The sequence below is a fragment of the Streptomyces yunnanensis genome (assembly GCF_029011865.1).
In the GTDB taxonomy this organism is placed as follows: domain Bacteria; phylum Actinomycetota; class Actinomycetes; order Streptomycetales; family Streptomycetaceae; genus Streptomyces; species Streptomyces yunnanensis.
Genome location: NZ_CP095749.1, coordinates 853,632 through 866,700 on the forward strand (window position 1 = coordinate 853,632; position 13,069 = coordinate 866,700).

Here is a 13,069-nt window from a genome sequence, read left to right on the forward strand (position 1 = left end):
GCCGACGGACACCGTCAAGGCGTGTCTCACCGTCTGTGTCGCCGCGCGAATCGCCGCGCGAATCGCCGCGTGTATCGCCGCGTGTGTCAACGGAGGCGTCCACGCGCGTGCCGGCGCGTGTGTCGACCCGTAGGGCGGCGAGCGCGGTGTCCGGGACCGTGGCCAGCGGGCTGGCGGCGTGGGCATCGGGCACGGTGCATGCGCGCAGCCAGGCGTGCAGCAGGGTGCTCGGCCAGGCACGGATGGGCGCCGGGTTCACCGGGTTCGGGCGTGGTCGACGGCGGCGGTGGCCAGGCCGGTGATCAGGGGGTGGGCACGGGTGCCGTCGCCGTCCAGCTCCGGCTGGAAGAGGGTGGCCAGGAAGAAGGGGTGGTCGGGCAGTTCGGCGAGGCGGACCTCGCCGGCGGGGTCGGTACCGGTGAAGGCCAGACCGTGTGCGCGCAGCAGGTCCAGGTGCCGGGGGTTGGGGGCGTAGTTGCAGTGGTAGCGGGCCCGGGTGCGCTCGGCGCCGAGCAGGCTCGCCGCGCGGGAGCCGGGGGTGACGTCGACGGTTCCCTCGTGGCCGACCAGTGAGCAGGCCAGCGGGACGACCAATGCGTCCTCGTCGGCGAGACCCGGGGTGTTCTCGGCGTGACCGGCGTGGGCCAGCCCGCAGACGTTGCGGGCGAACTCCAGCAGCGCGTGCTGGAAGCCGCCGCAGGTGCCCAGGAAGGGGATACCGGACTCGCGGGCGGAGCGGATCGCGGACAGGACGCCGGCCTCGCTGCGGTAGGGGCTGCCGGGCAGTACCCAGATCGCGTCGAATCCGGTGAGGTCCTCGTCCGCTTCTTCGGTCGGTATCCAGTAGGCGTCCAGGTCGAGTCCGTCCCGCACCCGCAGGGCGTCGAGGAGGGTGGGGATGCGGGCGTGCGAGCGGACGGCTTCGGAACGGTCGCCGATCAGGGCGATACGGGCGAGGGGTGCGGTGGGGCCGGCGTGCGGGGAACGGGCGGGGTGCGCCGGGGACGTGGTGTCGTTCATGGCAGTCATCCTGCTGCGCGCCCCAGGATCAGGTCCAACGATGATTCGTGCATTGCGGATAAGCACTTCTGATGCGCGTGCGATACTGCGGCGCATGGATCCGCATCTGCTGCGCACCTTCGTCGCGGTCCTCGACCACCGTTCCTTCTCCGGTGCCGCGGCGTCGCTCGGCTACACCCAGTCCGCGGTCTCCCAGCACATCGCCGCCCTGGAAGCCGACCTGGGCAGCCGCCTGGTCGAGCGCCGTCCGGTGGCTCCCACGCCCGCCGGGGCGCGGTTGCTGGAACACGCCCCGGCCCTGTTGCTGCGCCTGGACGCCGCCCGCGCAGACATCGCCCGCCTGCACCAGGCCCGCCCCACCCACCTCACGCTCGCCTCCTCGCCGGCCGCCCTCGGCCCCACCGTGGCCCGGGCCCTCGCCGAACTGCGCGCCACCGCCCACGCACTGGACGTGGAGGTGCGGGTCCTGGGGCGGGAGGCGGTGCTGTCCGACGTGGTCGGCGGGCGCGCCGACCTCGGTTTCGTCGACGGTGCCGCCGCAACCAGCGATCCGCTCCCGATGCCGGACCTCGGCCCCACCACCACCCTCGCGGCGGCCGAGGAGACCCTGGCGGTGCTGTTCCCGCTCGGCCATCCGCTGGCGGGGCGCCGCGCGGTGCGGCTGACCGACCTGGCCCAGGCACAGTGGATCGACGCCCCCGACACCGCCGTCCCCCTCGACCGGCTGCGAACCGTCTGCCGCACCGACGGGTTCCGACCGTGGATCCGCCACCGCGGAACCGACCTGCACGGGCTGGCCGCGCTGGCCGCCGCCGGCCACGGCCTGGCCGCCCTCCCCCTGCCGGTTGCCACAGCCCTCCCCGGTATCGCGGCCGTCCCGGTTTCCGAACCCCGCCTGGTCCACCGCATCGAGCTCGTGCACCCCGTCAACCCCACTGTTCCCGCACGGCAGTTGGCGGACCTGATCGCCGGCCGGGCGGGCGCCGACGCCTGATCGCCGGCGGCTGACTGACGTACTCGACGATCACCCCGGCCGGGAAATCCAGCGACCCGGCGCGGTCGTCGCACTACCCTGACCGGTCATGACGCCCATCGATGCGATCAAGGACCCGCGGATCGCCACGGCCCGTTCGCTGGCCACCCGGGCCGGTCGGGACGCCGCCGGCCTCTGTCGGGTCGAAGGGCCGAGCCTGATCCGCCAGGCGCGGGCCGCCGGCGCACGCCTGGCGTACGTACTGACCTCGGTGGACGCCACCGGCGACGACCCGTCCCTGCATGCGGAACTGTGCGATGCGCACATGCCGGTCCACACGGTGCGCGCGGGCCTGCTGCGCAAGATCACCGGTGGGGCGAAGCCGGTCGACTGGCTGGCGGTCGCCCACCTACCGGCACCGTGCTCGACTGTCGCACCCGCCGGTTCGCCGACCCGGCGACCGCGGTGACGGCGCTGCGCGAGGCGGGATTCCAGATCGTGGTGACCAGTCCGCGCGGGACGCATCTGCAAGCCATGGCCCCACTGCGCGGACAGCGGCTCGCCCTCGTCGTCGGCAACGAGACCGAGGGCGTCAGCGACACCGTCCAGGCACTGGCCGACCTGGTCGTACAGATTCCGATGGCCGGCGCCGTGGAGTCCCTGAACGTCGGAGTGGCCACCGGCATCAGCATCTACGAACTGCGGATGAGGATGATCCTGACCATGCTGACCGACCGCATCCGCGACTCCCTGGGACGGAATCTGGGGCGGCCGCGCACCTCGTCCGGCAGGTCTTCGACGCCGAACTGCGCCGGATCGGCGACCTGGACAGCTCGCAGGCGGTGCTGCTGATGGTGCTCGCCTGCGAAGAGCGCACGCCGCTGGAGCAGCTCCGCCGCGATATCGGCGTCGGGCCGACGGAAGTGCGGGAGGCGGTCGCGCCGCTGCTCGACCGCGGCTATGTGGCCGTCGCCGCGGACGACGCGGCCGACCTCACCATCACCGCGGAGGGCAAGCAGGCCATCGCCGCCCTGTGGGCCGTGCAGGAACGCACGGAGGAAGCCCTGTACACGGGCTTCAGCGCGACCGAACGCGACCAGTTGCAGGGGCTGTTGCGACGGGTGCAGGACAACGCACTGCGCATGGCTCGGCGCGCGGGCGACTGAGCCGGCGGCGCCCCCGGACACCGTAGACGTACGCGTCGCACGCCTGAGCGCCTGTGGCGCGGGGACCGCCTGGCGTCTGGCGCCTGAGCCGTGCGTCGGCGGCACATTGACCGCGCCGCGCACCAAGGCACCGGCCGGCAACCCGGTCCCGCCGGCATTTGCCCTGGCCCGAGCGTTTTCAGACAGTGCACAGTCCTATGCCCGAAGCACGTCCCACAGTCAGGAATCGGCCGTGGACCGCAGGTCGCGGATGCGTCAGTTCGTGGTTGCAAGGCCGTCCCCTCTCCCGCCTCACGGTCGTTGGGCGTATGGTGACTGGAATCTCATTCCCCCGTGAGGTTAGGAAAGACATGACTGACTCAGTTCTCCATCAGACGATCCAGAATCTCGAAGGCGCGCTGCCGACGCTCGAAGAGCAGGAGCGGCACCTGCGCAACCAACTCGACGACGTGGTCCAGCGGGCGACTTCCGCCCGCAGCGCCCTGGAGCACCTCCGTGTGCTGACCGGTGCGGAACTCGCCGACAGGCAGCCCGTGACGGCCGGTTCGGTCTCCGCCGAGGCGGCCGATGCGGCCGGCACCGCGGTGCAGGAGGCGGCCGGCGACAACCAGGCTGCGGACGCCGTCGCGGCGGCACCGGTCGCGGCCGGGCCGGAGACGGAGACGGAGGCGGAGCCTGCGGTTGAGGCGTCCGTCGTTCCGCAGCCGCGGACTGCGACGTCGCCGCGCACCAAGCGCCGTCCGGCGAAGAAGGCGGCGGCGGCCAAGAAGCCTGCGGCCGCGAAGCCCAAGGCGAAGAAGGCGGCCGCGAAGCGGACCGTGGCCGAGAAGCAGCCGGTCGCCCAGGACAAGGAATCCGGCAGCCTGTTGGACGCCGCGCTCGACGTGTTGAAGAACTCCGGCGCACCGATGCGTCCGCGGGACATCAACGAGGCGCTGGGCCGGGAAGCCACCCCGGGCCAGATCGAGTCGGTGCGCAACACCCTCGACCGCGCCGTGAAGAAGACGGACCTGGTCACGCGCCCGGGCCGGGGCACCTACGCGGCGGCCTGACGCCTCCGGAAACGGTGTGGGTGCGGGCCCGCCGAGTGGACAAGCCACCGGCGGGCCCGCACACCAAGCGCCGAGTGCCAAGAACCACGAACCAACAGCCACGAACCAAGAGTCAAGAAGCAAGAACCAAGGCACCTTCACCTGGGGCGAGTTCCCCACGCTTCGCGCAGCAGCCCCTCCTTTCCCCCTCTCCTCCCTCTTCCTCTACCAACTCCCTTACGTTTCTGCATAGTTGGTGATCTGCGGAGGATGACGGTCACAGCTTCAGGCCCCCACGAGTAGCCGGCACCCGGCCTCACATGACACTCCGTCGAGTCCGTCGAGCGCACTCGCTCCGTCCCATCACCCCGGCTCCGGGCGTTCCGGCGCCACGCCGCGGCCCACAAGTGGGTCGTCGTGGCGGTGCGGTGAGCGATCCTGGGAGCATGCTGCTGCCCACGATCCACCGCACGACCGAGCGTGTCGAGGTCGTCCGGATCACCGATCCCCTCAGTCGTCTCACGGCACCGGAGCTGCCGGGGAGCGAGCCGCTGGGACTCCTCCGCCGGTTCCGGTCCTGTGGTGCTGCCGGTCCGGCGTGCGCCGACGCCTACCGGCCGGCTCGCGCGCAGGTGGGGCCATGACCGCGCCACGCCCGTGGTCCTCCGACGTGGAGGTCCTGGAGGTTCGTCGGGTGCGTCTGGTCGAGGTGGTCGCGCCGGGGCTGTCGGAGGACGAGCGGCTGGTCATGGACCGTGCCTGGAACGCGGCGGTGCGGGCCAATCCGAGCCTGTTCGACGGGCCGGTGGCGGCGAGTGCGGGGATGGTGCGGGAGGAGCCGGACGGTGTGGTCCTCTCCTGGATGCGGACGACCTACCGGCACTTCGCCCTGTGCCGTGTCCCGGGTGTGACGGCTTGGCTGCCGGCCCTGTTCGTCACCGTGGTGCAGCCCTCGGACGACGGGCGGGTGCTGGTGGGGCGGCAGTCCTCGTGGACGGCCGCGCCGGGGCGTTGGCAGCTGCCCGGTGGGTCGATCGAGCCGCCCGCTCCCCACGCGCCTCTCGACATCGCCGCACTGCGTCGGAATGCCGTCCGTGAACTGGCCGAGGAGACCGGGAACGATGCGGCTCCGGACGACCTGGCCCTGTGGCTGGTCACCCGCGGTGTGCGCGGGAGCGTCGGCGTGGTGTTCCGCGCCCCCAGTCGGCCGGCGGACTGGCTGCTCGAACGCCATGCGGCGCTGGGGGCGTCGGAGCGGGCGAAGGGACGCGAACCGGAACTGGAGCGGGTTCGCCTGGTGCGCGCACCCGAGGAGCTGTCGGGCCTGGGCGGGCCGTGCGTGGACCATTTGGAGCCCGTCGTCCGGCGGTACGCGGGGATGGCGCCTGGTGGGGAGGAGCGGAAGCCTGACGGGTCGTGAGGACCGCTTGTCGGGAGGCGTGCCAACTCCCGGTTCGCCCCGACGCCCTGTCCCAATCCGTGTCCCAATCCGTGTCCCAATCCGTGTCCCAATCCGTGTCCCGGTCCGTGTCCCGGTCCGTGTCCCGGTCCGTGTCCCGGTCCGTGTCCCGGTCCGTGTCCGGGGCTCGTCCCGGTCCCTGTCGGAAGGTGTGTGAGGCAGGGGGTTACCGTGTGAGGATCCGCCGGCCGCAGGGTGCGGTCGGCGGGTGGGCGGCCGCGCGACGCGTGCCGTCCGGATGCTCGACGAAAGGTACGGAGAGATGACCAACGTGCGCGGTGAATCGATCGACCTGACCACTCCGGACGGGACCGCCGACGCCTATCTCGCCCACCCCGACGACGGCGCGCCGCACCCCGGTGTGCTGCTCTACATGGACGCCTTCGGACTGCGTCCGGCGCTGGAGGCGATGGCCCGGCGACTGGCCGGGCACGGGTACACGGTGCTGGTGCCCAACGTGATCCACCGTTCCGGGCGCGCCCCGGTGGTGGAACTGCCGGAGTTCATCGACCCCGGCGAGCGGCCCGAGCTCTTCGCCCAGCTCGGTCCCCATCTGCAGGCCCTCACCCCCGAGGTGGCGATGCGGGACGCCGGCGTCTACCTCGACTGGCTGGCGGCCTCGCCCCTGGTCGCGGACGGTCCGGTGGGAACGGCCGGCTACTGCATGGGCGGTGTCCTCGCGGTCCGTACCGCCGCGGCGTACCCGGACCGGGTCGCGGCCGCCGGCGCCTTCCACGCCGGCCGGTTGGTCACCGACGCCGAGGACAGCCCGCACCGGCTCGTGGACCGGATCACGGCGGAGCTGTACTTCGGCCACGCCGACGAGGACCAGTCGATGTCGACCGAGCACATCAAGGCGTTGGAGCAGGCGCTGGACGCCGCGGGGGTGCGGTACCGCAGCGAACTGTACGAGGGCGCCCACCACGGGTACACCCAGACCGACACCGCCGCGTACAACGCCGAGGCGGCGGAGCGGCATTGGCAGGCGATGCTGGACCTCTTCGGGCGGGCCCTGTGAGGTTCAGCAACCGCTTCCGGCGGGGGTGAACTGTAGGCGGGCATGGGCGTCCGCGCCGAGCGCCTGGTGGTAGGTGGCGGAGGTCACGCGGTACCAGACGCCGTCCTTGCGCGGGTTGCCGTTGACGTCGTCGAGCTTCACGCACCAGCGCTCCGGCCGGACCACCCGGCGGTAGGTCTCGGTGCCCCTGGCGGTCTTCCGGCAGTCCTGGTAGTGCTCGGTGGAGTACCAGGTCTTCTTGGTCCGGCCGCTGCGCTTGGTGTGCTTGACCTGCCTGGTGGCGGGTGTGCAGGTGGTGACCATGTGCGGGCGGGCGCCGGTGGTCGTCAGCCGGGTGAGGTGGCGGACGTCGGCCCGCAGGCCGGAGACCGCGCTCTGTTGCGGCGGGGTGTCCTGGCCGCTCTGGCCGGCGCCGCGACCGGCGCCGTGCGGACCCGCGGCGCCGTTCCCGGCGCCGCCGCACGCGCCCAGGCAGGCCGTGAGGAGCGCCACCAGTCCCGTGCGTACCAGGCGCTGCTTGTTGCGCATGTCTCCCTCTGCGGTCTGTGGGTCGGCCGTCGGCCCGCCCCGGCCCCACGGCAGCGGTCAGGGTATCCGAGCCCCTGGTCGCGGCCGGGGCCGGGGCGTCCGGCGGTCGGCGTCCGGTGGGTGTCAGCGTCTGAGCACCTTCCGCGACAGGACGTTGCCGAGCAACTGCGCGGCCTGCACCAGCACGATGAGGATGACGACGGTCACCACCATCACCCGGGTGTCGAACCGCAGATAGCCGTGGGTGATGGCGAGGTTGCCGACTCCCCCGCCGCCCACCGTGCCGGCGATCACCGAGAAGTCGATCAGCGCGACCAGCATGAACGTCATGCCGAGGATCAGCGGTCCCAGTGCCTCGGGCACCAGTACCGTCAGCAGGATCCGGACCGGGCCGGTGCCCATCGCGCGGGCCGCCTCGATGACGCCCGGCTCGACGGCGAGCAGATTGCTCTCCACGATGCGGGCCACGCCGAACGTCGCGATCACCGTCATGGGGAAGATCACCGCATCGGTGCCGACCGCCGTGCCGATCAACTCCCGTGTCATCGGGGACAGTACGACGATCGCGATCAGGGCGGGCACCGGTCGGACGACGTTGACCAGGGTGCTCAGGACGACGAAGACGGCCCGCTGTTGGAGGATCCCGCCCTTGCGGGTGCCGTAGAGGGCCAGCCCGACGACCAGGCCGAGGAGGCCGGAGAGGGCGAGGGTGGCCAGCACCATGTACAGCGTTTCGCCGGTGGCTTCGACGATCTTGGGCCAGAGCAGGCTCCAGTCCTGCTGGATCATGCGCTCACCTCCGCCAGTACCGACGCGGCGACGGCCTCGTCCACGCCGTGCTTGCGCAGTGCCGCGGGGAGCAGGTCGAGGAGCGGCGACGCCTGGACGGCGCTGCGGACGAACGCCCGGGTGGTGGGGTGTTGCGGCGCGGCGAAGACCTCACGCACCGGACCGGTCTCCACGATCCGTCCGGCGTCCAGCACCGCCATCCGGTCGCAGAGCGCCCGCACCACCTCCATCTCGTGGGTGATGAGCACGATCGTCACGCCCAGTTCGTCGTTGACCCGCCGCAGCAGGGCGAGTACCTCCCCGGTGGTCTGCGGGTCGAGGGCCGAGGTGGCCTCGTCGCAGAGGAGGACGGGGGGTTGGGTGGCCAGTGCGCGGGCGATGCCGACGCGCTGGCGCTGGCCGCCGGAGAGTTGTTCGGGGTAGCGGCGAGCCTGGTCGGCGAGTCCGACGAAGCGCAGTGCCTCGTGGGCCCGGTCGCGGGCCTGTGCCCGGGGGGTGCCGGCCTGCCGCAGCGGGTAGGCGACGTTGCCGAGGACGGTGCGGGAGCGGAAGAGATTGAACTGTTGGAAGATCATCCCGATGTCCCGGCGGGCGGCGCGGAGTTGGCGGCTGCCGAGTGCGGTGAGTTCCTGCCCGTTGACCGTGACGGTGCCGGAGGTGGGTGTCTCCAGCAGGTTGATCAGGCGCAGCAGGGTGGACTTGCCGGCGCCGCTGTGGCCGACGATGCCGAAGACACCGCCGGGTGCGATGTCGAGTGTCACCCGGTCGACGGCGCGCGTGCCACCGGCGAACTCCTTGCTGAGGTCGCGGAGTTGGATCAGCTGTCGGGGTGTGTCGGGTTGCTGCGAGGTGGTCACGACGCCCCCTTGAGCTGCCGGTCGACGCGGGCCAGTTCCTCGGCCAGCTCGGCGGCGGAGAGGTCGAGGTGGACGGCGGTGCCGTTGGACGTCCGCCGGGCCTCGTCCTGGACCGGTTTGCCGGCGTAGAGCTTGATCACCTTGGCGTAGTCCGGGTTGTTCCGGTCCTCGGCGCGGGCCGCGATGACGTTGAGGTAGGGGCGGACGTCGGGGCTGTGCGGATCGTCCTTGAACAGTGCGGTCTCCGCGCGGATGCCGGACAGCGAGGCGACTCCGTCGTTGATGACCGCCGCGTCGACGTCGGCGAGCAGCCGGGGCGTCTGCTGGGCGTTGACGGGGGTGAGGCGCAGGTGGTGGGGGTTGGCGGCGATGTCGTCGGCGGTGGCGTAGAGCCCGGTGCCCTTCTTCAGCTCGATCAGCTTGGCCCGGGCCAGCAGCCGCAGGGCCCGGCCTTCGTTGGCGGGGTCGTTGGGGTGGGCGATGCGTGCGCCGTCCGGGAGGTCGGCGAGCTTCTTGGCCTTCTTGGAGTACAGGCCCATCGGGACGACGCTGGTGGGGGCCAGCGGCACGATGTCGGTGCCGTTCTCGGTGTTGGACTGGGCCAGGAACACCAGGTGTTGGAAGGCGTTGAGTTCGATGTCGCCGGCGGCCAGTGCCTTGTTGGGGAGGGAGTAGTCGTCGAAGGGCACCACCTCGACGTCGAGGCCCTGCTTCTTCGCCTCCTTGGCCAGCACCTCCCACTCGGTGGAGTCGCCGCTCACGCCGACCCGGATGCGGTGGGCCGCGGACCCGGACGTGCCGCAGCCGGCGACGAGGAGGGCGAGGGCGGTCGCGGCGGCGGCCGCGAGGAGGGCCCGGCGGCGAGGTGCCCGGGGGCGTCTCGGTGCCGGGCGCCGGGTGGCGGTGTACGGGGTGGTGTGGTGCATCGTGCTCGTTCCCTTGGGTGGTGGGTGTGGGTGCGGGGCGCCGGGCTCTTGTGGAGCGGACGTGCCCCGGGTCGGGTGGCTGTGGGCCGGGCCGGTCACGGCGGTCCGGCGAAGTGGCAGGCGGCTGCGGCGCGGCCGGGACCGGGTGCGGTCAGCGCCGGGGTCTCCCGTTCGCAGCGGCTGCGCCGGTCGGCGTCGTGCGTGGGGGACATCGCCGCGTAGCGCGGGCAGCGTCCGCGGAAGCCGCAGCCGGTGGTCGGTCGGGTGGGGCTCGGCGGGTCGCCGGCGAGCAGGATCCGTTCGCGTCCGCGCTCGCGCACCGGGTCCGGCAGCGGTACCGCCGAGCGCAGTGCGCGGGTGTAGGGGTGCCGGGGCGCACCGAACACCTCGGCCACCGGCCCGTGTTCGACGGTACGGCCCAGGTACATGACGCTCACCCGATCGGCGATGTGCCGGACCACGGACAGGTCGTGGGAGACGAAGAGGTACGACAGGCCGAGTTCGGCGCGCAGTGCGGTGAGCAGGTTGAGGATGCCGGCCTGGACGGAGACGTCGAGGGCGGAGACCGGTTCGTCCAGGACGAGCAGTTGCGGCCGGACGGACAGGGCGCGGGCGATGCCGACGCGCTGCCGCTGGCCGCCGGAGAAGGCGTGCGGATAGCGGTCCGCGTGGTCCGGGGAGAGGCCGACGAGGCGCAGCAGTTCGGGTACTCGGGCGGCCGCCCGGGCCCGGTCGACGCCCTGGGCGCGCAGCGGCTCGGTAATCAGCTCGCCGACCGGGAGCCGGGGGTCCAGGCTCGACAGCGGGTCCTGGAAGACCATCTGGACGGTGCCGCGCAGTTGTCGGCGCGCGGCCCGGTCCAGGGTCCGGGTGTCGCGGCCGAGCACTTCCACGGTGCCGCCCTCGGGCGCGGCCAGGCCGAGGATCTCCATCAGGGTCGTCGACTTCCCGGAGCCGGACTCGCCGACCAGGCCCAGCGTCTCGCCGCGTCCGAGGTCGAGCTCGACGCCGTTCACCGCGTAGACGCTGCCCACCCGGCGCTTGACGACCGCGCCCTTGCAGACGGGGAAGGTCTTGGTCAGGCCGGTGACCTTCAGGACGGGTGGGAGGGTGTCCCGGTCCGGGGCGGGGGCGGAGGAGGCGGGCGGGTCGGGCAGGGGGTAGACGTCGGTGGCGGTCAGGCCGCGTTCGACGATGCGGTCCGTGTGCCGGCAGGCGGCGTGGTGTCGGCCCGGCTCCTCGGTGCCGATGGACAGCAGTGCCGGCTCCGCGGCCCGGCAGGCGTCGTCGGCCAGCGGGCAGCGCGGCGCGAAGGCGCAGCCGGTGGGCAGGTCGTGCGGCTCGGGCGGTGCGCCGGGTATGGGGATGAGGGGCGTGCGCGGGCCGGGGGCGGTCGCCCGGTCGGGGGTCGGGGCCGCGCCGCCGTGCGCGGGCTCCTTCGCGTCGGGCGCGTCGGGCGCGGCGGTTGCGGCGTCCACCGGCGCGTCGAGCCTGGGCACGGCACCCAACAGCCCCATCGTGTACGGCATCCGGGGCGCTGCGAACAGCGCGGTGGCGGGCCCGGATTCCACCACCCGGCCCGCGTACATCACGGCCACCCGGTCCGCCGTTCCCGCGATGACTCCCAGGTCGTGGCTGACCAGCAGCAGCGCCGCGCCGGTCGCGCGCTGTGCGGTGCGCAGCACGTCGAGCACCTGGGCCTGGACGGTGACGTCGAGGGCGGTGGTCGGTTCGTCGGCGAGCAGGACGTCGGGTTCGTTGGCGATGGCCATGGCGATCAGGGCGCGTTGGCGCATCCCGCCGGAGAACTCGTGCGGAGAGGCCGCGGCGCGCGTCGCGGGGTCGGGGATGCCCACCAGGTCCAGGAGTTCGACGGCCCGGCGGCGGGCGTGTGCCCGGGTGACATCGTGGTGGGTGCGGATGGCCTCGGCGATCTGGTCGCCGACCCGGTGGACGGGGGTGAGCGCGGAGAGCGGGTCCTGGAAGACCATGCCGACGCGTCGTCCGCGCAGTCGGGAGAGGGTCGCGTCGTCCGCCCCGACGACGTCGGTGCCGGCGATCGTGACCGAGCCGGCGACCCGGGCGGTGTCCGGCAGCAGGCCGATGGCGGCCAGTGCGACGGTGGACTTGCCCGAGCCGGACTCCCCCACCAGGCCGAGGACTTCCCCGCGGTGCAGGGTGAGGTCCACGCCGCGCACGGCGGGCGCCGGGCCGCGGGGGCCGTCGAACTCGACGTGCAGGTCGCGGATGCGCAGCACGGCGTCGGTGCGCGGGGTGGCCGGGGCGGCGATGCCGGGCGGTGCGGTCGCGGACCGGCCCCCGTCGGTGGCTGTGCGCGGTGCGGTCATGCTCCTGCGGTCCCTTCCGGGGCGGGGTGCCCCTGTTCGACGGGGTGCGACGGCCGCCGTGCGGCCCGTTCGGCGCGGCGGCCGGGCGCCCGCTTCGTGCGTCGTCCGCGCGCCCGGTCCGAGGTCGGGTCCAGTGCGTCGCGCAGTCCGTCGCCGAGGAAGTTGACGGCGAGGACGAACACCACCAGCAGCCCGGCGGCGAAGAAGAACATCCAGGGGTAGGTGACGGCGGCCCCGGTGCCGTCGGCGATCAGGGTGCCCAGCGAGACGTCCGGCGGCTGCACGCCGAAGCCGAAGTAGGACAGGCCGGTTTCGCTCATCACCGCGCCGCCCACGGCGATGGTGGCGTCGACGACGAGGAAGGACGCGACGTTGGGCAGGATGTGACGGACGACGATGCGCAGCGGGTGGACGCCCATGAGGCGGGCGGCGCGGACGAAGTCGCGTTCCTTGAGCGAGCGGGTCATCGAGCGGACCACGCGGGCGGTCAGCATCCAGCCGAAGGCGGCCAGCAGGCCGACGAGGACGAGCCAGCTCGCCGAGCGCAGCCGCGGCGAGACGATCGCGATGATCAGGAACGCGGGGAAGACCAGCAGCAGGTCGATGAGCAGGGTGGTCAGCCGGTCGGCCCAGCCGCCGAAGTACCCGGCGCAGGCGCCTGCGAACGACGCCAGGACGGTCGCGAAGAGGGCGACCAGCAGGCCGATCAGCAGGGACTTCTGGAGGCCGCGCAGCACCTGTGCGTAGAGGTCCTGGCCGATGCTGTTGGTGCCGAACCAGTGCTCCGCCGAAGGGGGTTGGCGCAGCGCGGTGTAATCGATGTCGGTGTGGCTCCAGTGCGTCAGGAGCGGGCCCGCGAAGGCGAGCAGGAAGAGCAGCAGCAGGAGCGAGGCGCCGAGGACGGCGTGGGGGTTGCGGACGAAGCGGCGCCAGGCGACGCGGTTCATGTGCGGC

General features: G+C 72.7%; 14 protein-coding genes. 7 read left to right on the forward strand and 7 right to left on the reverse strand.

Going from position 1 to position 13,069, the window contains the following annotated elements; all coding sequences use genetic code 11:
* Positions 1-255: 255 nt before the first annotated feature.
* Positions 256-1,020 (reverse strand): CTP synthase C-terminal region-related (seleno)protein, encoded by a 765-nt coding sequence (locus tag MOV08_RS03390; RefSeq protein ID WP_275306146.1) that lies wholly within the window; start codon positions 1,018-1,020, stop codon positions 256-258.
* A 94-nt stretch (positions 1,021-1,114) separates the two neighbouring features.
* Between MOV08_RS03390 and MOV08_RS03395 the strand changes: the two genes are divergently transcribed.
* From MOV08_RS03395 to MOV08_RS03425, 7 genes are all read left to right on the forward strand, one after another.
* A complete protein-coding gene (locus tag MOV08_RS03395) occupies positions 1,115-2,014 on the forward strand; it encodes a LysR family transcriptional regulator (protein WP_275306148.1) in 900 nt (299 codons plus the stop codon).
* 88 nt (positions 2,015-2,102) lie between these two features.
* A complete protein-coding gene (locus tag MOV08_RS03400; protein WP_275306150.1) occupies positions 2,103-2,462 on the forward strand; it encodes a hypothetical protein in 360 nt (119 codons plus the stop codon).
* On the forward strand, positions 2,414-2,845 hold the full coding sequence (locus MOV08_RS03405) for a TrmH family RNA methyltransferase (protein WP_052286454.1): 432 nt from the start codon (positions 2,414-2,416) through the stop codon (positions 2,843-2,845). The genes MOV08_RS03400 and MOV08_RS03405 overlap by 49 nt, the downstream gene beginning before the upstream one ends.
* On the forward strand, positions 2,836-3,159 hold the full coding sequence (locus tag MOV08_RS03410) for a hypothetical protein (protein ID WP_039629406.1): 324 nt from the start codon (positions 2,836-2,838) through the stop codon (positions 3,157-3,159). The genes MOV08_RS03405 and MOV08_RS03410 overlap by 10 nt, the downstream gene beginning before the upstream one ends.
* 350 nt (positions 3,160-3,509) lie before the next feature.
* Positions 3,510-4,211 (forward strand): hypothetical protein, encoded by a 702-nt coding sequence (locus tag MOV08_RS03415; protein WP_275306152.1) that lies wholly within the window; start codon positions 3,510-3,512, stop codon positions 4,209-4,211.
* Positions 4,212-4,830: 619 nt separating this feature from the next.
* A complete protein-coding gene (locus MOV08_RS03420; RefSeq protein WP_275306154.1) occupies positions 4,831-5,610 on the forward strand; it encodes an NUDIX hydrolase in 780 nt (259 codons plus the stop codon).
* A gap of 301 nt (positions 5,611-5,911) precedes the next feature.
* On the forward strand, positions 5,912-6,667 hold the full coding sequence (locus MOV08_RS03425; RefSeq protein ID WP_039640052.1) for a dienelactone hydrolase family protein: 756 nt from the start codon (positions 5,912-5,914) through the stop codon (positions 6,665-6,667).
* Between the two features lie 3 nt (positions 6,668-6,670).
* On the opposite strand, the gene MOV08_RS03430 is transcribed toward MOV08_RS03425, so the two are convergent.
* From MOV08_RS03430 to MOV08_RS03455, 6 genes are all read right to left on the reverse strand, one after another.
* Positions 6,671-7,195 carry a hypothetical protein gene (locus MOV08_RS03430; protein WP_275306155.1) on the reverse strand — a complete coding sequence of 175 codons (525 nt, stop codon included), beginning with the start codon at positions 7,193-7,195 and terminating at the stop codon, positions 6,671-6,673.
* 123 nt (positions 7,196-7,318) lie between these two features.
* A complete protein-coding gene (locus tag MOV08_RS03435) occupies positions 7,319-7,984 on the reverse strand; it encodes a methionine ABC transporter permease (RefSeq protein WP_275306156.1) in 666 nt (221 codons plus the stop codon).
* Positions 7,981-8,841: a methionine ABC transporter ATP-binding protein gene (locus tag MOV08_RS03440; RefSeq protein WP_275306158.1), complete on the reverse strand. Its 861-nt coding sequence runs from the start codon at positions 8,839-8,841 to the stop codon at positions 7,981-7,983. The genes MOV08_RS03435 and MOV08_RS03440 overlap by 4 nt, the downstream gene beginning before the upstream one ends.
* Complete coding sequence (locus tag MOV08_RS03445) at positions 8,838-9,767, reverse strand: MetQ/NlpA family ABC transporter substrate-binding protein (RefSeq protein WP_078875368.1); 930 nt, start codon at positions 9,765-9,767, stop codon at positions 8,838-8,840. The genes MOV08_RS03440 and MOV08_RS03445 overlap by 4 nt, the downstream gene beginning before the upstream one ends.
* A 95-nt stretch (positions 9,768-9,862) precedes the next feature.
* Positions 9,863-12,115 (reverse strand): dipeptide ABC transporter ATP-binding protein, encoded by a 2,253-nt coding sequence (locus tag MOV08_RS03450; RefSeq protein ID WP_275306159.1) that lies wholly within the window; start codon positions 12,113-12,115, stop codon positions 9,863-9,865.
* Positions 12,112-13,062, reverse strand: a complete 951-nt coding sequence (locus tag MOV08_RS03455; RefSeq protein WP_275306160.1) for an ABC transporter permease — start codon at positions 13,060-13,062, stop codon at positions 12,112-12,114. The genes MOV08_RS03450 and MOV08_RS03455 overlap by 4 nt, the downstream gene beginning before the upstream one ends.
* Positions 13,063-13,069: the final 7 nt, after the last annotated feature.

Bases quoted from the DNA above. Each gene is read 5' to 3' on its own strand.
- MOV08_RS03455 (WP_275306160.1), bottom strand. From the start codon at position 13,062: ATGAACCGCGTCGCCTGGCGCCGCTTCGTCCGCAACCCCCACGCCGTC.
- MOV08_RS03420 (WP_275306154.1), top strand. From the start codon at position 4,831: ATGACCGCGCCACGCCCGTGGTCCTCCGACGTGGAGGTCCTGGAGGTT.
- MOV08_RS03430 (WP_275306155.1), bottom strand. From the start codon at position 7,195: ATGCGCAACAAGCAGCGCCTGGTACGCACGGGACTGGTGGCGCTCCTC.
- MOV08_RS03400 (WP_275306150.1), top strand. From the start codon at position 2,103: ATGACGCCCATCGATGCGATCAAGGACCCGCGGATCGCCACGGCCCGT.
- MOV08_RS03425 (WP_039640052.1), top strand. From the start codon at position 5,912: ATGACCAACGTGCGCGGTGAATCGATCGACCTGACCACTCCGGACGGG.
- MOV08_RS03445 (WP_078875368.1), bottom strand. From the start codon at position 9,767: ATGCACCACACCACCCCGTACACCGCCACCCGGCGCCCGGCACCGAGA.
- MOV08_RS03435 (WP_275306156.1), bottom strand. From the start codon at position 7,984: ATGATCCAGCAGGACTGGAGCCTGCTCTGGCCCAAGATCGTCGAAGCC.
- MOV08_RS03450 (WP_275306159.1), bottom strand. From the start codon at position 12,115: ATGACCGCACCGCGCACAGCCACCGACGGGGGCCGGTCCGCGACCGCA.
- MOV08_RS03415 (WP_275306152.1), top strand. From the start codon at position 3,510: ATGACTGACTCAGTTCTCCATCAGACGATCCAGAATCTCGAAGGCGCG.
- MOV08_RS03390 (WP_275306146.1), bottom strand. From the start codon at position 1,020: ATGAACGACACCACGTCCCCGGCGCACCCCGCCCGTTCCCCGCACGCC.
- MOV08_RS03395 (WP_275306148.1), top strand. From the start codon at position 1,115: ATGGATCCGCATCTGCTGCGCACCTTCGTCGCGGTCCTCGACCACCGT.